Source organism: Allorhizobium sp. DMC15 (genome assembly GCF_056314065.1).
In genome coordinates, this window is sequence record NZ_JBQUZB010000001.1 from 1,616,798 (window position 1) to 1,636,533 (window position 19,736).

The following is a 19,736-nucleotide window of genomic DNA, read 5'->3' on the forward strand; positions in this document are numbered from 1 at the left end:
CGCCATTTCTTTCCATCAATGATAACTTGTATCGATCTTTGTGCGCTGCGATGCGGTTTGCACAAGACAGGCTTTTTACCCGCTGGTAAGGTGCGCTTGGGTATCGGGTGAAAAGCCTTCCGTTGGACTTGCGCTGACTGTCCGCCTGCGCTAACCACGGCTCGTTGCAACTCTCTTTCGGCTTGTCCGCTTAGCGCTAAATGCTTCCACGGCATTCGGGACAAGCAGGGTGATATGATGACTGAACTGCTCGGTTCCTACCTTCCGATCGCCATCTTTATCGGTATTTCCCTTGTTATCGGCATCGCGCTTCTCGTGGCGCCTTTCGCCGTTGCTTACAAGGCGCCCGATTCCGAGAAGCTGTCGGCCTATGAGTGCGGCTTCAACGCCTTCGACGATGCGCGCATGAAGTTCGACATCCGCTTCTATCTGGTGTCGATTCTCTTCATCATCTTCGACCTCGAGGTCGCCTTCCTGTTCCCCTGGGCTGTATCGTTCAGCGAGGTCGGCTGGTTTGGTTTCTGGTCGATGATGGTGTTCCTCGGTGTTCTCACCGTCGGCTTTATCTATGAATGGAAGAAGGGGGCGCTCGAATGGGAGTGATCCAGTCCGATACGACGATGATCGCGCCGCAGGCGAAGGGCATCATCGATCCCAACACCGGCAAGCCGATCGGCGCCGATGACCGTTTCTTCGGCGAGATCAACAACGAACTCGCCGACAAGGGTTTCCTGGTCACCTCGACCGACGAGCTGATCAACTGGGCCCGCACCGGCTCGCTGATGTGGATGACCTTTGGTCTGGCCTGCTGTGCCGTTGAAATGATGCAGCTGTCGATGCCGCGCTACGACGCCGAGCGCTTCGGTTTTGCGCCGCGCGCGAGCCCACGACAGTCCGACGTCATGATCGTCGCCGGCACGCTGACCAACAAGATGGCGCCCGCGCTCCGCAAGGTCTATGACCAGATGCCGGAGCCGCGTTATGTCATTTCGATGGGCTCCTGCGCCAATGGCGGCGGCTACTACCATTATTCCTATTCCGTCGTGCGCGGCTGCGATCGCGTCGTGCCGGTCGATATCTACGTGCCGGGCTGTCCCCCCACGGCAGAAGCTCTGCTTTACGGCGTGATGCTCCTGCAGAAGAAGATCCGGCGCACGGGCACGATCGAGCGGTAAGGCGAAGGGACTGATAACATGAGTGAAGCCCTGAACGAGCTCGCTTCCTACCTCGCAGAGGTCCGTGGTGCGTTGATCGCGTCGAGCGAGATCCGCTTCGGAGAACTGACGCTGACGGCGAAGTCGGAAAACCTGATCCCGCTGTTGACCTTCTTGCGCGACGACGTCCAGTGCGGCTTCGTCAACCTGATCGACATCTGCGGCGTGGACTACCCGAAGCGCGAAGACCGTTTCGACGTGGTTTACCACCTGTTGTCGCCGCGCCAGAATTTGCGCATCCGCATCAAGGTCGCGACCGGCGAGTTCAAGCCGGTCCCCTCGGCCTGTCAGGTTTTCCCCGGCGCCGACTGGTTCGAGCGCGAAGCCTGGGACATGTACGGCATCCTGTTCACCGATCACCCGGACCTGCGCCGCATTCTCACCGACTACGGTTTCGAGGGGCACCCGCTGCGCAAGGACTTCCCGACGACCGGTTTCGTCGAAGTTCGCTACGACGACTCGGCCAAGCGCGTTGTGTATGAGCCGGTTGAGCTGAAGCAGGAATTCCGCAATTTCGACTTCCTCTCGCCCTGGGAAGGCACGGACTACGTGCTGCCCGGCGATGAAAAAGCGGCGAAGTGAGGGGAAGGGCAGGGACCATGACTGAACACAACGTCCGCAACTTCAACATCAACTTCGGCCCGCAGCACCCTGCGGCGCACGGCGTTCTCCGCCTTGTTCTCGAGCTTGACGGCGAAATCGTCGAGCGCGTCGATCCGCATATCGGCCTGCTGCATCGCGGCACCGAGAAGCTGATCGAGAGCAAGACCTATCTGCAGGCGCTGCCCTATTTCGATCGTCTCGACTATGTCGCGCCGATGAACCAGGAACATGCCTATTCGCTGGCCGTCGAAAAGCTTCTCGACATTCAGATCCCGATCCGTGGTCAGCTGATCCGCGTCCTCTATTCGGAAATCGGCCGTATCCTCTCGCATCTTCTGAACGTGACGACCCAGGCCATGGACGTCGGTGCACTGACGCCGCCGCTCTGGGGCTTCGAAGAGCGCGAAAAGCTGATGGTGTTCTACGAGCGCGCATCCGGCGCCCGCATGCACTCTGCCTATTTCCGTCCGGGCGGCATCCATCAGGATCTGCCGCACCAGCTCGTCGAGGATATCGGCAAGTGGTGCGACCAGTTCCCGGAAAAGCTCGACGACATCGACGACCTTCTGACCGGCAATCGTATCTTCAAGCAGCGCAACGTCGATATCGGCGTCGTTAGCCTCGATGATTGCTGGGCCTGGGGCTTCTCCGGCGTCATGGTCCGCGGTTCCGGCGCTGCCTGGGACCTGCGCAAGTCGCAGCCTTACGAATGTTATGCCGATCTCGACTTCGACATCATGGTCGGCAAGAACGGCGACTGCTACGACCGTTACCTGATCCGCATGTTCGAAATGCGCGAGTCGGTGAAGATCATGAAGCAGTGCGTGAATCGCCTGCTGGGCGACGCCAAGACCGGCCCGGTCTCGTCGCTGGACGGCAAGGTCGTGCCGCCGAAGCGCGGCGAGATGAAGCGTTCGATGGAAGGGCTCATCCACCACTTCAAGCTCTACACCGAAGGCTATCACGTGCCCGCCGGTGAGGTTTATGCCGCCGTTGAAGCCCCCAAGGGCGAGTTCGGCGTCTTCCTCGTCTCCGACGGCACCAACAAGCCTTACCGCTGCAAGATCCGCGCTCCGGGTTATGCACATCTGCAGGCCATGGATTTCCTGTGCCGCGGCCACCAGCTGGCCGACGTCTCGGCCGTCCTCGGCTCGCTCGACATCGTGTTCGGAGAAGTTGACCGCTGATGCTGAAAGCCGTCGTCGCAACACTGCTCTGTCTCGCTGCCGTCACCTCCGTGGCGGCGCAGGAAAGCGATGTCGTTGCAACCAAGGCAACTGTATCGATGGCCAAGCTCATCGAGCAGGGATATGAAATCAAGTCTTCGTCCTGGACCGGCTCGAAGCTCTTCGTATTCCTTCAGAAAGACAATTCGGCCTATGCCTGCGAATTCGCCAATGTGACGAATACGCGGTGTGGTTCCATAAACTGAGACAAGGCGTGAGGAAGTATGTCCGTTCGTCGACTAGCCGAAGAGCAATTCCAGCCCGCAGCATTCTCCTTCAACCCGGAGAACGCGACCTGGGCTGAAGCCACCATCCGCAAATATCCGGCGGGCCGCCAGCAATCGGCAGTCATTCCGCTTTTGATGCGGGCGCAGGAGCAGGAAGGCTGGGTCACCAAGGCTGCGATCGAGTATATCGCTGAAAAGCTCGACATGCCCTATATCCGCGTGCTCGAAGTCGCGACCTTCTACACCCAGTTCCAGCTGAAGCCGGTCGGAACCCGCGCCCATATTCAGGTCTGCGGCACCACGCCCTGCATGCTGCGCGGCGCGGAAGACCTGATCCATGTCTGCAAGTCGAAGATCCATCCCGAGCCCTTCGAGCGCAATGCCGAGGGTACTTTGTCCTGGGAAGAGGTCGAGTGTCAGGGCGCCTGCGTCAATGCGCCGATGGTGATGATCTTCAAGGATGCCTATGAAGACCTGACGCCGACGCAGCTCGAGCACATCATTGATCGCTTCTCCGCTGGCCGCGGCGCTGACATCAAGCCGGGTCCGCAGGTCGATCGCATCTTCTCGGCACCTGTCGGTGGCCCGACGACGCTCACCGATGACATCCAGCCGATCCGCTTTAGCGACACGCCGGCTCCGGCAAAGACGGAAGAAGCCTCGGTCCCGCCGGCGAATGCCGCGAAGCCTGTGACCGATGCGCCGGAAACGGACAAGACCCTGAAGACGCCCGCAACTGCCAAGAAGGCAGCCGCCGAAAACGTCAAGCAGAAGGGCGACAATGCCGATACGGCCCGTCCGGTCGAAAAGGCTGCCGTAGCAGCACCCGCTCCGGTCATGGACGAGAAGAACCGTCCTGCCGGTATTGAGCGCCCGGAAACGCCCGACGATCTGAAGATGATTTCCGGCGTCGGTCCGAAGATCGAAGCGACGCTGAACGGCCTCGGTATCTACAAGTTTGAGCAGATCGCCAAGTGGAAGAAGGCGGAGCGCGAGTGGGTGGACACCTATCTCAAGTTCTCCGGCCGCATCGAGCGGGACGACTGGGTCAAGCAGGCCAAGGCGCTCGCCAAGGGTGGCGAAGCGGAATACATCAAGGTCTTCGGCAAGAAGCCGCGCTGAGAGGTTAGGTTATGTTGAGAGATCAGGATCGCATCTTTACCAATATCTACGGCCTCAAGGACAAGTCCCTGAAGGGCGCGATGTCGCGCGGCCACTGGGATGGCACCAAGCAAATCCTCGAAAAGGGCCGGGACTGGATCATCAACGAGATGAAGGCCTCCGGCCTTCGCGGTCGCGGCGGCGCAGGCTTCCCCACCGGTCTCAAGTGGTCCTTCATGCCGAAGGAATCGGATGGCCGTCCGCACTACCTCGTCGTCAATGCGGATGAGTCGGAACCCGGCACCTGCAAGGACCGCGAGATCATGCGCCATGATCCGCACACCCTGATCGAAGGCTGCGTCATCGCCTCCTTCGCCATGGGCGCGCATCATGCCTTCATCTATGTCCGCGGCGAGTTCATGCGCGAGCGCGAAGCCCTGCAGGCCGCGATCGACGAGTGCTATGACTACGGTCTGCTCGGCAAGAACAACAAGCTCGGCTACGATATCGACATCGTCGTCCATCACGGCGCTGGCGCTTATATCTGCGGTGAAGAAACAGCCCTTCTCGAAAGCCTCGAGGGCAAGAAGGGCCAGCCGCGTCTGAAGCCGCCATTCCCGGCCAACATGGGTCTCTATGGCTGCCCGACGACCGTCAACAACGTCGAGTCGATCGCTGTTGCCCCGACCATCCTGCGTCGCGGTGCGGCCTGGTATTCGAGCTTCGGCCGCCCGAACAATGCCGGCACCAAGCTGTTTTCGATCTCCGGTCACGTCAACAAGCCGTGCACGGTCGAAGAAGCCATGTCGATCACCTTCCAGGAGCTGATCGAAAAGCACTGTGGCGGTATTCGCGGCGGCTGGGACAACCTGCTCGCCGTCATCCCGGGCGGCTCGTCGGTACCTTGCGTACCGGGCGCCCAGATGAAGGACGCCATCATGGATTATGACGGTCTGCGCGAGCTGGGCTCCGGCCTCGGCACCGCCGCTGTCATCGTCATGGACAAGTCGACCGACATCGTGAAGGCGATCTGGCGCCTCTCGGCCTTCTACAAGCACGAGAGCTGCGGCCAGTGCACGCCGTGCCGTGAAGGCACGGGCTGGATGATGCGCGTGATGGAACGCATGGTGAAGGGCAATGCCCAGAAGCGTGAAATCGATATGCTCTTCCAGGTGACGAAGCAGGTCGAGGGCCACACGATCTGTGCGCTCGGTGACGCCGCCGCATGGCCGATCCAGGGCCTGATCAAGCATTTCCGTCCCGAGATGGAAAAGCGCATCGACCAGTACACCCGCAACGCGATCGCCCATGGGGTGGTCATGGAAGCGGCAGAGTAAGGGACAAAGGGTATGACGAGCTCTTCGGACAAGGGCGGGAAGAAGGGGCCGGACGAACCGGCTTCCGACGCTCGCGCCTCCGAAGGCCTCGACGACCTGATGACCAACCCGGCGGCTGTCATGGCCGCCGCCACCGCCTTCGGCTTCGGCATGGCGGCGCAGATGAGCAAGCTCTTCCTCGGCTCCATCCAGGGCGCCATGGATTTGACGGGCCAGATCGCGCGCCAGCTGGAAGAGGAACGGAAGGCGGCGGAGGCCAAGCCGGCAGCCGAACCCGAGGTCAAGGCCGAGGCGCCGGTCGTGAAGGTTGAACCCGTGCCGGCCCCGGCGAAGGGGAAGGCGGAAAAGCCGGCGGCGCCGCAGGTCAAGGCCAAGGCTGCAACCCCGGCAAAACCGGCGGTCGCCAAGGCTGTAAAGCCGAAAGCGGCACCGAAGGCCAGGACGGTGGAAAAGCCGGCGGCGGCACCGAAGGTGAAGGCGAAGCTTGAACCCAAGGTCGAGGTTGCCGCTGCGGCACCGAAGCCGAAGAAGGCTTCCGGCAAGGCCGACGATCTGAAGAGGATCGATGGCATCGGGCCGAAGGTCGAACAGGTCCTGAAGGGCAGGGGGATCACCCGCTTCCAGGATCTGGCTGAGATGGAAGAGACGGCGCTTGTCGCGCTGGACAAGGAATTGGGTCTCGACGGCCGCGTGCTGCGAGACGACTGGGCAGGCCAGGCGCGCCGGTTGGCGGGCGGCAAGGCTCGGTCACGAAAGTGAGACTATGGTCCGGCCGCGCGGGGGCGATGCGCCGGGCTTGAGGGATAAAACCGGCAGCGTTCATCCGGTGCGGACGAGCGCTGTCAGTCGCGGCAGGAATGCCACGGCAGGATGCGCGGAAGCGTGAGGCAGGAAGGCGAATATGGCTAAGCTGAAGATCGACGGCAAAGAGATCGAGGTTCCGGATCATTTCACGCTGTTGCAGGCGTGTGAGGAAGCTGGCGCCGAGGTTCCGCGGTTTTGTTTCCATGAGCGGCTGTCGGTCGCCGGCAATTGCCGCATGTGCCTTGTCGAGGTGAAGGGTGGCCCGCCGAAGCCGGCAGCCTCCTGCGCCATGGGCGTGCGCGACATCCGTGGCGGCCCGAACGGCGAACTGCCGGAAGTCTTCACCAACACGCCGATGGTCAAGAAGGCCCGCGAAGGCGTGATGGAATTCCTGCTGATCAACCACCCGCTGGATTGCCCGATCTGCGACCAGGGCGGCGAATGCGATCTGCAGGACCAGGCCATGGCCTTCGGTATCGACTCGTCGCGCTACACCGAAAACAAGCGCGCCGTCGAAGACAAGTATATTGGCCCACTGGTCAAGACCGTGATGAACCGCTGCATTCACTGCACGCGCTGCGTCCGCTTCACCACCGAAGTCGCCGGCATTGCCGAACTCGGCCTGATCGGCCGTGGCGAAGACGCCGAGATCACGACCTATCTCGAGCAGGCAATGACGTCTGAGCTCCAGGGCAATGTCGTCGACCTCTGCCCGGTCGGCGCGCTGACCTCCAAGCCCTTCGCCTTCACCGCCCGTCCTTGGGAACTGAACAAGACCGAATCGATCGACGTCATGGACGCACTCGGTTCGGCCATCCGCGTCGATACCCGTGGTCGCGAAGTCATGCGCATCATGCCGCGCGTCAACGAGCAGATCAACGAAGAGTGGATCTCCGACAAGAGCCGCTTCGTCTGGGATGGCCTGAAGACCCAGCGTCTTGACCGCCCCTACGTCAAGAAGGACGGCCGCCTGCAGCCCGCCAGCTGGGCGGAAGCTTTTGCCGCCATCAAGTCGGCTGTTTCCTCGACCTCTGCCGACAAGATCGGCGCCGTCGCCGGTGACCTCGCTTCTGTCGAAGAAATCTTCGCGCTGAAGTCGCTGGTCAACGCTCTGGGGTCTGCGAATACCGACTGTCGCCAGGATGGGACGGCACTTGATCCGTCGCTCGGTCGCTCGACCTATCTCTTCAACGCCGGCATCGAAGGCATTGAAGCTGCTGACGCAATCCTGATCGTCGGCGCCAACCCGCGCTACGAAGCAGCCGTGTTGAACGCCCGCATTCGCAAGCGCTGGCGCCGTGGCGGCCTGCCGATCGGCGTGATCGGCGAAGGTGGCGAACTGCGTTACCCCTATGAATATCTCGGTGCTGGCACCGAAACCCTGTCCGACCTCGTTTCCGGCAAGAACAACTTCGCCGAAACGCTGAAGGCCGCGAAGAACCCGCTGATCATCATCGGTCAGGGCGCTCTGACCGGCACCGAAGGCAAGACAGTGCTGGCAAACGCCGCCAAGCTCGCAGCCGACGTCGGCGCGATCTCCGACGAGTGGAACGGTTTCGCTGTGCTGCACACCGCAGCCGCCCGTGTCGGCGCGCTCGATCTCGGCTTCGTGCCGGGCGAAGGTGCGGTCGCTGCCGGCCAGATGTTGTCGTCGCTCGACGTCGTCTTCCTGCTTGGCGCCGATGAACTCGACTTCTCGGCCAAGACCGCCAAGTGCGTCGTCTATATCGGCAGCCATGGCGACAACGGCGCACACCATGCCGACGTCATCCTGCCGGGCGCGACTTACACTGAGAAGTCCGGCACCTGGGTCAACACCGAAGGCCGCGTCCAGATGGGCAACCGCGCCGGCTTCGCGCCGGGCGAGGCCCGCGAAGACTGGGCGATCCTGCGTGCCCTCTCTGACGTGCTCGGCAAGAAGCTGCCCTTCGATTCGCTGTCGCAACTGCGTGCTAAGCTTTACGAAGCCTACCCGCATTTCGCTGAGATCGACGAGGTTGCACCGGGTGCAGTGGCTGACATTGCTGCACTGGCGAAAAAACCCGGGAAGATGGGCAAGTCTGTGTTTGCGTCGCCGGTCAAAGACTTCTATTTGACGAACCCGATCGCACGCGCTTCGGCCGTCATGGCCGAGTGCTCGGCATTGGCCCGCAACAATTTCAAGGCTGCGGCAGAGTAAGGGCAGGGGACCATGGACAATTTCGTTTCCACCTATGTATGGCCTGCGGCCATCATTGTCGGCCAGTCGCTGCTTCTGCTCGTCTGCCTTCTGGTTTTCATCGCTTATATCCTCCTGGCGGACCGCAAGATCTGGGCAGCCGTCCAGCTGCGCCGCGGCCCGAACGTCGTCGGCCCTTGGGGTCTGTTCCAGTCCTTCGCCGACCTACTGAAGTTCGTGTTCAAGGAGCCGGTCATTCCGGCTGGCGCCAACAAGGGCGTCTTCCTTTTGGCGCCGCTTGTCGCCGTGACGCTGGCGCTCGCCACCTGGGCCGTGATCCCGGTGAATTCCGGGTGGGTGATCGCCAACATCAATGTCGGCATCCTTTTCGTCTTCGCCGTGTCGTCGCTGGAAGTCTACGGCATCATCATGGGTGGCTGGGCTTCGAACTCGAAGTATCCCTTCCTCGGCGCGCTGCGCTCTGCCGCGCAGATGGTGTCCTATGAAGTCTCGATGGGCTTCATCATCGTCACCGTTTTGCTCTGCGTCGGTTCGCTGAACCTGTCGGATATCGTCATGGCGCAGACCGATGGTCTGGGCACGCGTCTCGGCCTGCCGGCCTCTTTCCTTGACTGGCACTGGCTGGCGCTCTTCCCGATGTTCGTGATCTTCTTCATCTCGGCATTGGCGGAAACCAACCGTCCGCCCTTCGACCTGCCGGAGGCGGAATCCGAACTCGTCGCCGGCTTCATGGTCGAGTATGGCTCGACGCCCTACATGATGTTCATGCTGGGCGAATATGCGGCCATCGTTCTGATGTGCTCGCTCACCACCATCCTCTTCCTCGGAGGCTGGCTCCCGCCGGTTGATATCGCGATCCTGAACTGGGTGCCGGGGATCATCTGGTTCCTGCTCAAGGCCGGCTTCGTCTTCTTCATGTTCGCCATGGTGAAGGCCTTCGTTCCGCGCTACCGCTATGACCAGCTGATGCGTCTCGGCTGGAAGGTCTTCCTTCCGCTGTCGCTCGCCATGGTCGTCATCACTGCATTCGTGCTGAAGCTGATGGGTTGGGCATGATCATGCCCACCCGGATGTTCGGCTGATTAGGAGAACAAGATGGCTGCTCTGACCCAGGCTATCAATTCGCTCTTCCTGAAGGAGTTTGTCGGCGCGTTTTTCCTGTCGATGCGCTACTTCTTCAAGCAGAAGGCCACGATCAACTATCCGTTCGAGAAGGGGCCGGTTTCGCCGCGCTTCCGTGGCGAACACGCGCTGCGCCGCTATCCGAACGGCGAGGAGCGTTGCATCGCTTGCAAGCTCTGCGAAGCGATCTGTCCTGCCCAGGCCATCACCATCGAGGCCGGCCCGCGCCGCAATGACGGCACCCGCCGCACGGTGCGTTACGACATCGACATGGTGAAGTGCATCTATTGCGGTTTCTGCCAGGAAGCCTGCCCGGTCGACGCGATCGTCGAGGGACCGAACTTCGAGTTCGCCACCGAGACCCGCGAAGAGCTCTATTTCGACAAGGCACGGCTGCTGGACAACGGCGACCGCTGGGAACGCGAAATCGCGCGCAACATCGCGATGGACGCACCGTATCGCTGATCCCTCCGGATCACGTTCTGGCGGGCAATCAACCCCGCCAGGACAATTGAAGTTTTGTAACGGGCATGCCGGTGGGGATACCGGCCATGCCTTATCGGGCGACGGGGCAGGGCCCACGTCCGGGGGAAGATGAAAAGGCACCACCATGGGTCTTCAGGCTCTCTTTTTCTATCTCTTCGCCTTTATCGCCGTGGCTTCGGCCTTCATGGTGATTTCGGCACGGAACCCGGTCCATTCGGTCCTGTTCCTGATTTTGACCTTTATCAACGCATCGGGCCTTCTGCTCCTCACGGGTGCTGAATTCCTCGCGATGATCCTTCTCGTCGTCTATGTGGGCGCCGTGGCGGTTCTGTTCCTCTTCGTCGTGATGATGCTCGACATCGACTTCACCGAACTGCGCGCGGGAGCGGCCAAACACGCACCGATCGCAGCGCTGATCGGTCTGATTGTCGCCATCGAGCTGATTGTCGTCATTGGCGGCAGTGCGATCAGCCCGGAGGCCAAGCTGGCCATTACCCAGCCGATCCCGGCAATCGCCGAGCGCCAGAACACCCAGGCGCTGGGTGACGTGCTCTACACGGATTATGTCTTCTTCTTCCAGATCGCGGGCCTCGTCCTGTTCGTCGCCATGATCGGCGCGATCGTGCTGACGCTGCGTCACCGCACCAACATCAAGCGCCAGGATATTTCCGCTCAGGTCGCCCGCACGCCCGAGACTGCCGTCAAGGTGGTCAAGGTCAAGTCCGGCCAGGGCATCTGAAGCGAGCACGAGGTCAAGGAACGTAAATCATGGAAATCGGTCTTTCCCACTACCTGACGGTCAGTGCACTGCTCTTCACTCTTGGCGTCTTCGGCATCTTCGTGAACCGCAAGAACGTCATCGTCATCCTGATGTCGGTCGAACTGATCCTGCTCGCGGTCAACATCAACATGATCGCCTTCTCGCATTTCCTCGGCGACCTCGTCGGACAGGTCTTTGCCCTGTTCATTCTGACGGTTGCGGCAGCAGAGGCAGCGATCGGTCTCGCGATCCTCGTGGTCTTCTATCGTAATCGCGGCTCCATCGCCGTCGAAGACGTCAACATGATGAAGGGCTGACACGGCTATGCTCATCTACAAGGCTATTGTCTTTCTTCCTCTGCTTGGCGCGCTGATTGCCGGCCTCGCTGGACGCCAGATCGGCGCCAAGGCATCGGAATACGTGACCACCGGTCTGATGATCGTCGTGGCGCTTCTCTCCTGGGTCGTGTTCTTCCAGGTGGCGCTCAGCCATGAAGCGCATGAAGTCATCAAGGTTCCGGTCCTGCGCTGGATCCAGTCCGGCGGCATCGACGTCGAATGGGCGCTGCGTGTCGATACGCTGACGGCCGTCATGCTGATCGTCGTGAACTCGGTCTCGTGCCTGGTTCACCTCTATTCGATCGGCTACATGCATCACGATCCGCATCGGCCGCGCTTCTTCGCCTATCTCTCGCTCTTCACCTTCGCCATGCTGATGCTGGTGACCTCGGACAACCTGCTGCAGATGTTCTTCGGCTGGGAAGGCGTTGGTCTGGCCTCGTATCTGCTGATCGGCTTCTGGTTCAAGAAGCCCTCGGCATCGGCTGCTGCCATGAAGGCCTTCATCGTCAACCGCGTCGGCGACTTCGGCTTCATCCTCGGTATCGGCGCAGTCTTCGTGATGTTCGGCTCGATCAACTTCGAGACGATCTTCGCCTCCGCCCAGTCCTATCTGCCGGCTGAAGGCGCAGGCTCGCCGGAAGTTGTCTTGAACCTCTTCGGCATGCAGCTCGACCGCAGCCATGCGCTGACCGGCGCCTGCCTGCTGCTGTTCATGGGCGCCATGGGCAAGTCGGCGCAGTTCCTGCTGCACACCTGGCTGCCGGACGCTATGGAAGGCCCGACCCCGGTTTCGGCTCTGATCCATGCCGCGACCATGGTTACCGCCGGCGTCTTCCTCGTTGCCCGCATGTCGCCCCTGTTCGAACTGTCGCATGATGCGCTCACCGTCGTGACCGTCGTCGGCGCGATCACGGCCTTCTTCGCAGCAACCGTCGGTCTGGTTCAGAACGACATCAAGCGCGTAATCGCCTATTCGACCTGTTCGCAGCTCGGCTATATGTTCGTGGCCCTCGGCGTCGGCGCTTATGGCGCGGCCATCTTCCACCTCTTCACGCACGCCTTCTTCAAGGCTCTGCTGTTCTTGTGCGCCGGCTCGGTCATCCATGCCGTCGATGGCGAGCAGGACATGCGCCACATGGGCGGTCTGCGTCCGCACATCAAGTGGACCTTCCGCATGATGCTGCTCGGCACGCTCGCCATCACCGGCGTCGGCATCCCGTTCACCTCCTTCGGCTTTGCCGGTTTCTTCTCCAAGGACGTGATCATCGAAGCAACTTATGCCTCGCATTCGGCTGTCTCGGGCTTTGCCTTCTCGATGCTGGTCATCGCGGCGCTGTTCACGAGCTTCTACTCGTGGCGCCTGATGTTCCTCACCTTCTTCGGCAAGCCGCGCGCTTCCGCAGACGTGATGCATCATGTGCATGAATCGCCAATGGTGATGCTGCTGCCGCTCTTCCTGCTGGCGATCGGCGCCGTCTTTGCCGGTGTCGTCTTCGAAGGCTACTTCTACGGCCACCACTATGCCGAGTTCTGGAAGGCCGCGCTCTTCACGCTGCCGGAAAACGAACTGCTGGAAGAATTCCACCACGTACCGGCTTGGGTCGCTTTGAGCCCCTTCGTCGCCATGGTCGTCGGCTTCGTCACTGCCTGGTACATGTATATCAAGAACCCGTCGGCGCCGAAGAAGTTGGCCGAGAGCCAGTGGCTTCTCTACCAGTTCCTGCTCAACAAGTGGTACTTCGACGAAATCTATGACTTCCTCTTCGTCCGCTCGGCCAAGGCGCTCGGTCGCTTCCTGTGGAAGAAGGGCGACGTCGCCACCATCGACGCCTATGGCCCGAACGGTGTTGCCTCTGCCGTCGGCGGCCTGACCCAGAAGGTCGTGCGCCTGCAGTCGGGTTACCTCTACCATTATGCCTTCGCGATGCTGATCGGTATCGCGGCCCTTGTTACCTGGATGATGCTCGGGAGCTCCTTCTGATGACCGATTGGCCCATTCTCTCGACGGTCACCTTCCTGCCTCTGGTTGGCGTCGCTCTGCTTCTGCTGACCCGTGGTGACACTTCTCTCGGCCGCCGCAACATCCTCAATGTCTCGCTGCTGACGACGGTCTTCACCTTCGTCGTGTCGCTCTTCGTCTGGATGAACTTCGACAATTCCAATGTCGGCTTCCAGATGGTTGAAGAGCACGCCTGGCTTGGGACCGGCATTTCCTATCGCGTCGGTGTGGACGGCATCTCGGTGCTCTTCGTGGTCCTGACCACGCTGCTCATGCCCTTCTGCATTCTCGCGAGCTGGTATTCGGTCGAGAAGCGGCTGAAGGAATACATGATCGCCTTCCTCGTCCTCGAGACCCTGATGCTCGGCGTCTTCGTCTCGCTCGACATCGTGCTCTTCTACGTCTTCTTTGAAGCCGGCCTCATTCCGATGTTCATCATCATCGGCGTCTGGGGTGGCAAGGATCGCGTCTACGCCTCCTACAAGTTCTTCCTCTACACGCTGCTCGGCTCGGTGCTGATGTTGCTCGCCATCATGGCGATGTACTGGGAAGCTGGCACGACCGACATTGCGGCTCTGCTGCAGTACAACTTCCCGCCGCAGATGCAGACCTGGCTATGGCTGGCCTTCTTCGCCTCCTTTGCGGTGAAGATGCCGATGTGGCCCGTCCACACCTGGCTCCCGGACGCACACGTCCAGGCGCCGACAGCGGGTTCCGTCATTCTGGCGGGTATCCTCCTGAAGCTCGGTGGCTACGGCTTCCTGCGCTTCTCGCTCCCGATGTTCCCGCTGGCTTCCGACTACTTCGCGCCCTTCGTCTTTTCGCTGTCGGTCATCGCCATCATCTACACCTCGCTGGTCGCTATGATGCAGGAAGACATCAAGAAGCTGATCGCCTACTCGTCGATCGCCCATATGGGTTACGTCACCATGGGTATCTTCGCCGCCAATACGCAGGGCGTGCAGGGTGCGATCTTCCAGATGATCAGCCACGGCTTCGTCTCCGGCGCGCTCTTCCTCTGCGTCGGCGTGATCTATGACCGTCTCCATACCCGCGACATCGCGGCCTATGGCGGCCTCGTCAACAACATGCCGAAATATGCGCTGGCCTTCATGGTCTTCACCATGGCCAATGTCGGCCTGCCGGGCACGTCTGGCTTCATCGGCGAATTCCTCACCCTGATCGGCGTCTTCCGCGCCAACACCTGGGTGGCTCTGTTTGCCGCGACCGGCGTCATTCTCTCGGCCGCCTATGCGCTGTGGCTCTATCGCCGCGTCGTCTTCGGCGCACTGGAAAAGGAAAGCCTGAAGAGCCTGCTCGACCTTTCCGCCCGCGAAAAGCTCGTGCTCTACCCGCTGATTGCCCTCACCATCTTCTTCGGTGTCTACCCCGCGCCGATCCTCGACGCGACGGCTGCATCCGTCGATCACCTGGTGAACAACTATTCCGCAGCCTTGCAAGCAGCCCAGTCTCTGGCGCTGACTGCGAACTGACGACAGGATCCTTTGGACATGACCGTTGAAACTCTCATTGCAAGCCTGCATCTGGTCACGCCGGAACTGATCCTGGCCGTGGGCGCCATGGTGCTGCTCATGATCGGTGTGTTTTCCGGCGATCGGTCGACCAACGTCGTCACGGGCCTCGCGGTTGCACTGCTCGTCTTCTCGGGCGCATGGCTGATCTTTTCGGATCCCTCGGGTCAGGCCTTCAACGGCGCTTACATCGCCGATGGCTATTCCCGCTTCATGAAGATCCTCGCTTTGATCGGCTCGATTACGGCGATGATCATGGCTGTCGGCCACGCGCGCTACGACCATCTCGACAAGTTCGAGTTCCCGGTTCTGCTGGTGCTCGCAACTCTCGGCGTCATGCTGATGATCTCGGCCAACAACCTGATCACGCTCTACATGGCGCTGGAACTCCAGTCCCTCGCTCTCTACGTCGTCGCCGCCATCAACCGCGACAGCCTGCGCTCGACGGAAGCCGGCCTCAAGTACTTCGTGCTCGGCGCTCTCTCGTCGGGCATGCTGCTCTACGGCATGTCTCTCGTCTACGGCTTCACGGGCAACACCGGCTTCGAGCAAATCGCAGCGGTTCTCTCGCAGGGTGAGCCTGGTCTTGGCCTGATCTTCGGCCTCGTCTTCGTGCTCGCGGGCCTCGCCTTCAAGATTTCCGCTGTGCCGTTCCATATGTGGACGCCCGACGTCTACGAAGGTGCGCCGACCCCCGTCACCGCCTTCCTGGCGGCTGCCCCGAAGGTCGGTGCCATGGCGATCCTGGTCCGCATCGTCATTGATGCCTTCCTGCCGATCTTCGCCGAATGGCAGCAGATCGTGGTCTTCATCTCGATTGCCTCGATGGTGCTCGGTTCTGTCGCCGCCATTGGCCAGAAGAACATCAAGCGACTGATGGCTTATTCCTCCATCGGTCACATGGGTTACGCGCTGGTCGGCCTCGCCGCCGGCAATGACACCGGTGTTGCCGGCGTCCTGCTCTACATGATGATCTATCTGGTGATGACGCTCGGCACCTTCGCCTGCATCATGGCCATGCGCCAGAAGGAAGGCGGCAATGTCGAGAACATTGATGATCTCGCCGGCCTTTCGACCACGCGTCCCTTCATGGCCTTCGTATTGACTGCGCTGATGTTCTCGCTCGCCGGTATTCCGCCGCTGGCCGGCTTCTTCGCCAAGTACTTCGTCTTCGTGGCGGCGATCGAAGCCAAGCTTTACGCGCTGGCCATCATCGGCGTCGTCGCTTCGGTCATCGGTGCCTATTACTATCTGCGCATCGTGAAGGTCATGTGGTTTGACGAGGCTAAGGGCGAATTTGCGCGCACCGCCGTCGAACTGCGCCTGGTTTTCGGTCTCTCGGGTCTCTTCGTGGTCGGTTATGTCCTCTTTGGTGGTCCGCTCGGCACCGCTGCAGAGGCTGCTGCAAAGACGTTGTTTAATTGACGAGCCTCGGAAGAACGCGCCGGATCTCAATTGATGATTTCCGGCACGAAGCCCTCGACGAAGTGTCGTCCACGAATACGGAAGCATTCGCCCGCGCTCGCGCGGGCGATGCCGGTTTTTTATGGGTCACCGCCGGGCGCCAGACGGGAGGGCGCGGTCGCCGGGGTCGTGAATGGGTGTCGGAACGGGGCAATCTTTATTCGACACTGCTCCTGATCGATTTTGCGCCGACGGAAGTGCTCGGCTCCCTGCCGCTTGCCGTGGCTCTCGCTGTGCATGCCGCTATCCAGACGGCCCTTCCGGCCGGAAGCGAGGCGGTCGAGATTAAGTGGCCGAATGACGTTCTGATCGGGCGCAAGAAGACGTCGGGGATATTGATAGAGGCCGAACGCCTGACGGATGGCCGCATGGCGCTAGCCATCGGCATCGGCATCAACATCAAGGCCCGCCCGGATCTGGCCCTCTACCCGGTGACATCGCTAGCCGATCAAGGCGCGGCGACATCACCGCAAGAGCTCTTTGCCCATCTCTATGCGGAGATGGCAGAAGTGCTCGGGGTCTGGGACCAGGGTAGGGGAATTGCGGAAATCGTCCGCCGCTGGCGACGGGTCGCCTGCGGGATCGGCGAGAAAATCACGGTGAACCTGCCGGATCGTTCGATTTCGGGTATCTTTTCTGGAATTGATGATAAGGGACTTCTATTGCTCGACGCTGCGGATGGGACCCTGTCCATCGCCGCAGGTGATGTGTTTTTCGGGTAGGACGGAACGGAAAGAACGAATGGCCAAGAACGACGAACTGGTTTTCCTGCCGCTGGGTGGCGTGGGGGAAATCGGAATGAACCTCGCATTGTACGGTTATGGTCCGCCGTCCAATCGCCAGTGGATCATGGTCGATTGCGGTGTGACCTTTGCCGGTCTTGATCTTCCCGGCGTGGATCTCGTTCTGCCAGACCTGCGCTTCCTGAAATCGCAGAAGAAGAACCTCAAGGGCATCATCATCACCCATGCGCACGAGGACCATTACGGCGCCCTGAACGATCTGTGGCCGGGGCTCAACGTGCCGGTCTATGCATCGGCCTTTACTGCCGGCATGCTGGAAGCAAAGCGGGATTACGAAGGCTCGCGCGCTGAAATCCCGATCACGCCCTTCAAGCAGGGCGACCGCATCAATGTCGGCCCCTTCGAGATTGAAGCGATCGGCGTCAATCACTCGATCCCCGAACCCATGTCGCTCGTCATCCGCACGCCGCTCGGCAACGTGGTGCACACCGGTGACTGGAAGATCGATCACAATCCGTCACTCGGACCACTGACGGATGAGGCGCGGTTCCGCGCCGTTGGCGATGAGGGCGTGCTGGCGCTTCTCTGCGACAGCACCAATGCGCTCCGCGACGGCGTCTCGCCCTCCGAAGAAGAGGTCTCCGAAGGCCTGCGCAAGATCATCGAAGCTGCTGAAGGCCGTGTCGCGATTACGACCTTTTCCTCCAATGTCGGCCGCATTCGCTCGATCGCCCAGGCGGCGGAAGCCGCAGGCCGCGAGGTTCTGCTCCTTGGCAGTTCGCTGAAGCGCGTCACGGCCGTGGCCGACGATATCGGCATCATGCAGGGCCTGAAACCCTTTATCGCCGAAGATGAGTATGGTTTCATTCCACGCGACAAGGTCGTCGTGATCCTGACCGGTAGCCAGGGCGAGCCACGGGCAGCGCTTGCCAAGCTCTCCCGCGACGAAATGCGCAACGTCGCCTTGACCAAGGGCGATACGGTGGTCTTCTCCTCGCGTGCCATCCCCGGCAATGAAAAGGCGATCCAGGATATCAAGAACGGTTTGGTGGAGCAGGGCGTACACATCGTCACCGACGCGGAAGCGCTGGTTCATGTGTCCGGCCACCCGCGTCGCAACGAACTTTTGAAGATGTACGAGTGGACCCGTCCGGAGATCCTCGTCCCGGTCCATGGTGAGGCCGCCCATCTCGTGGCACAGACGGAACTCGGCCTCCAGGCCGGCATCAAGACCGTGCCGCGCGTCCGCAACGGCGATATCCTGCGGCTGGCGCCAGGCCCCGCTGAAGTCATCGATCAGGCGCCTTTCGGGCGCGTCTACAAGGACGGCCGCCTTCTCGGCGATCTTGAGGAAATGGGGATTTCCGACCGCAAGAAGCTGTCCTATGTCGGCCATGTCGCGGTCAATGTCGTGCTCGACAGCCGCTTTGACTTCCTTGGTGATCCCGATGTGGTGCCCGTCGGTCTGCCCGAATACGATTTCGAAGGGGAGGCGATGGAGGACACGCTTTATGACGCTGTCCTCGGAGCGGTCGAAAGCATTCCGCGCAGCCGCCGCAAGGATCTGGAGACGGTGCGGGAATCCATTCGCCGCGCTGTCCGGTCCACAGCGAATGAAGTCTGGGGCAAGAAACCCGTGGTCACGGTCTTCCTGACCAAAGTCTGACAGACGGCGGGCGATCTCTCGCATAGTCTGGCGACCGACCCGTCGAATTCATGCCGGAGGTAGTTTATGCTGGGCCGTGTCAACCACATCGCCATCGCCGTTCCCGACCTCGCTGCCGCGACCGCGAGCTATCGGGACAGGCTGGGTGCAAAGGTTTCGCAGGCGCAGCCGCTGCCCGAACATGGTGTAACGGTCGTCTTCGTTGAGCTTGAGAACACGAAGGTCGAGCTGCTGGAACCGCTCGGCGAAAGCTCGCCGATCGCGACCTTCCTCGAGAAGAACCCGGCGGGTGGCATGCACCACATCTGCTACGAGGTAGAGGACATAATCGCCGCACGCGACCAGCTCTCGGCCTCCGGCGCCCGTGTCCTCGGTTCGGGAGAGCCGAAAATCGGAGCGCATGGCAAACCGGTTCTCTTCCTGCATCCGAAGGACTTCTTCGGCACACTGATCGAACTCGAGCAGGTCTGAACGCCGTTTCAAGAGCCGATGAATTCTTGTTGATCGCAGGCAGAGCAGGGCTGCGACGCTTTTGCCTTTGTGCCAGCAGCCCTCCACCATTATAGAGAGCGCGGGTGCGGTGCCGATATCGGGGCCCACGATGTCTGGAGCGAGAAAATGGCGATCCTGTCAGGACTGGCGGTGTACTTCGTGATCTGGTGGCTGACGCTTTTTGCCGTGCTGCCAATAGGGCTGCGCACGCAGGACGAAGAGCAGAATGTCGTTCCGGGCACGGTTGCGAGCGCGCCAGCCCGTTTTCGCGCCTTGCGAATCTTCCTCACGACGACGATCGTCTCGGCTGTCATCTACGGGGTATGGTACATCGCCGAAACCTATTTCGGCTGGAGTTTCAAGGATCTGCCGGTTCTGGTTCCAGGCCTTGCCGAACAGTGATCCAGGGCAGGGCCCAGATCGAGACATTCTCCAGCTGC

At 61.0% G+C, this 19,736-nt stretch carries 20 protein-coding genes; all 20 read left to right on the forward strand.

Translation table 11 applies throughout. The features are described from left to right. Window positions 1-237 precede the first annotated feature (237 nt). The 20 genes from ACT53S_RS08000 (at window position 238) to ACT53S_RS08095 (ending at window position 19,698) form a co-directional block, all read left to right on the forward strand. A complete protein-coding gene (locus ACT53S_RS08000) occupies window positions 238-603 on the forward strand; it encodes an NADH-quinone oxidoreductase subunit A (RefSeq protein ID WP_113379421.1) in 366 nt (121 codons plus the stop codon). Next, on the forward strand, window positions 594-1,175 hold the full coding sequence (locus tag ACT53S_RS08005) for a NuoB/complex I 20 kDa subunit family protein (RefSeq protein WP_054150616.1): 582 nt from the start codon (window positions 594-596) through the stop codon (window positions 1,173-1,175). Before ACT53S_RS08000 ends, ACT53S_RS08005 begins: the two co-directional genes overlap by 10 nt. A gap of 18 nt (window positions 1,176-1,193) precedes the next feature. After that, window positions 1,194-1,796 (forward strand): NADH-quinone oxidoreductase subunit C, encoded by a 603-nt coding sequence (locus tag ACT53S_RS08010; protein ID WP_298462408.1) that lies wholly within the window; start codon window positions 1,194-1,196, stop codon window positions 1,794-1,796. A gap of 17 nt (window positions 1,797-1,813) precedes the next feature. Then, on the forward strand, window positions 1,814-3,004 hold the full coding sequence (locus ACT53S_RS08015) for an NADH-quinone oxidoreductase subunit D (protein WP_142069541.1): 1,191 nt from the start codon (window positions 1,814-1,816) through the stop codon (window positions 3,002-3,004). Then, on the forward strand, window positions 3,004-3,249 hold the full coding sequence (locus ACT53S_RS08020) for a hypothetical protein (RefSeq protein WP_113379413.1): 246 nt from the start codon (window positions 3,004-3,006) through the stop codon (window positions 3,247-3,249). The genes ACT53S_RS08015 and ACT53S_RS08020 overlap by 1 nt, the downstream gene beginning before the upstream one ends. An 18-nt stretch (window positions 3,250-3,267) precedes the next feature. After that, complete coding sequence (gene nuoE / locus ACT53S_RS08025; protein ID WP_476066539.1) at window positions 3,268-4,392, forward strand: NADH-quinone oxidoreductase subunit NuoE; 1,125 nt, start codon at window positions 3,268-3,270, stop codon at window positions 4,390-4,392. A gap of 11 nt (window positions 4,393-4,403) precedes the next feature. After that, window positions 4,404-5,708, forward strand: coding sequence for an NADH-quinone oxidoreductase subunit NuoF (nuoF, locus tag ACT53S_RS08030; RefSeq protein WP_113379411.1), 1,305 nt, complete (start codon window positions 4,404-4,406; stop codon window positions 5,706-5,708). Between the two features lie 12 nt (window positions 5,709-5,720). Next, complete coding sequence (locus tag ACT53S_RS08035) at window positions 5,721-6,467, forward strand: 5' DNA nuclease (RefSeq protein WP_476066540.1); 747 nt, start codon at window positions 5,721-5,723, stop codon at window positions 6,465-6,467. A gap of 142 nt (window positions 6,468-6,609) precedes the next feature. Then, complete coding sequence (gene nuoG, locus ACT53S_RS08040; protein WP_476066541.1) at window positions 6,610-8,691, forward strand: NADH-quinone oxidoreductase subunit NuoG; 2,082 nt, start codon at window positions 6,610-6,612, stop codon at window positions 8,689-8,691. 12 nt (window positions 8,692-8,703) lie between these two features. Beyond that, window positions 8,704-9,747: an NADH-quinone oxidoreductase subunit NuoH gene (gene nuoH / locus ACT53S_RS08045; RefSeq protein WP_142069529.1), complete on the forward strand. Its 1,044-nt coding sequence runs from the start codon at window positions 8,704-8,706 to the stop codon at window positions 9,745-9,747. A 39-nt stretch (window positions 9,748-9,786) separates the two neighbouring features. Next, on the forward strand, window positions 9,787-10,278 hold the full coding sequence (gene nuoI / locus ACT53S_RS08050; RefSeq protein ID WP_110793355.1) for an NADH-quinone oxidoreductase subunit NuoI: 492 nt from the start codon (window positions 9,787-9,789) through the stop codon (window positions 10,276-10,278). 145 nt (window positions 10,279-10,423) lie between these two features. Continuing rightward, window positions 10,424-11,038 (forward strand): NADH-quinone oxidoreductase subunit J, encoded by a 615-nt coding sequence (locus ACT53S_RS08055; RefSeq protein WP_113379407.1) that lies wholly within the window; start codon window positions 10,424-10,426, stop codon window positions 11,036-11,038. Between the two features lie 29 nt (window positions 11,039-11,067). Then, a complete protein-coding gene (gene nuoK / locus ACT53S_RS08060; protein ID WP_476066542.1) occupies window positions 11,068-11,376 on the forward strand; it encodes an NADH-quinone oxidoreductase subunit NuoK in 309 nt (102 codons plus the stop codon). A gap of 7 nt (window positions 11,377-11,383) precedes the next feature. Then, the gene (gene nuoL / locus ACT53S_RS08065) at window positions 11,384-13,381 is read left to right on the forward strand and encodes an NADH-quinone oxidoreductase subunit L (protein WP_113379406.1); all 1,998 of its coding nucleotides are present in this window, start codon (window positions 11,384-11,386) and stop codon (window positions 13,379-13,381) included. Then, window positions 13,381-14,892, forward strand: coding sequence for an NADH-quinone oxidoreductase subunit M (locus ACT53S_RS08070; protein ID WP_142069525.1), 1,512 nt, complete (start codon window positions 13,381-13,383; stop codon window positions 14,890-14,892). The genes nuoL and ACT53S_RS08070 overlap by 1 nt, the downstream gene beginning before the upstream one ends. A gap of 18 nt (window positions 14,893-14,910) precedes the next feature. After that, window positions 14,911-16,356 (forward strand): NADH-quinone oxidoreductase subunit NuoN, encoded by a 1,446-nt coding sequence (gene nuoN, locus ACT53S_RS08075; RefSeq protein ID WP_113379404.1) that lies wholly within the window; start codon window positions 14,911-14,913, stop codon window positions 16,354-16,356. Further along, window positions 16,353-17,117, forward strand: coding sequence for a biotin--[acetyl-CoA-carboxylase] ligase (locus ACT53S_RS08080; protein ID WP_476066543.1), 765 nt, complete (start codon window positions 16,353-16,355; stop codon window positions 17,115-17,117). The genes nuoN and ACT53S_RS08080 overlap by 4 nt, the downstream gene beginning before the upstream one ends. Window positions 17,118-17,136: 19 nt before the next feature. Then, on the forward strand, window positions 17,137-18,804 hold the full coding sequence (locus ACT53S_RS08085) for a ribonuclease J (RefSeq protein WP_113379402.1): 1,668 nt from the start codon (window positions 17,137-17,139) through the stop codon (window positions 18,802-18,804). A 66-nt stretch (window positions 18,805-18,870) separates the two neighbouring features. Further along, the gene (gene mce, locus ACT53S_RS08090; RefSeq protein WP_476066544.1) at window positions 18,871-19,275 is read left to right on the forward strand and encodes a methylmalonyl-CoA epimerase; all 405 of its coding nucleotides are present in this window, start codon (window positions 18,871-18,873) and stop codon (window positions 19,273-19,275) included. A gap of 147 nt (window positions 19,276-19,422) precedes the next feature. Then, window positions 19,423-19,698: a DUF1467 family protein gene (locus tag ACT53S_RS08095; protein ID WP_113379400.1), complete on the forward strand. Its 276-nt coding sequence runs from the start codon at window positions 19,423-19,425 to the stop codon at window positions 19,696-19,698. The last annotated feature ends 38 nt before the right edge of the window (window positions 19,699-19,736 follow it).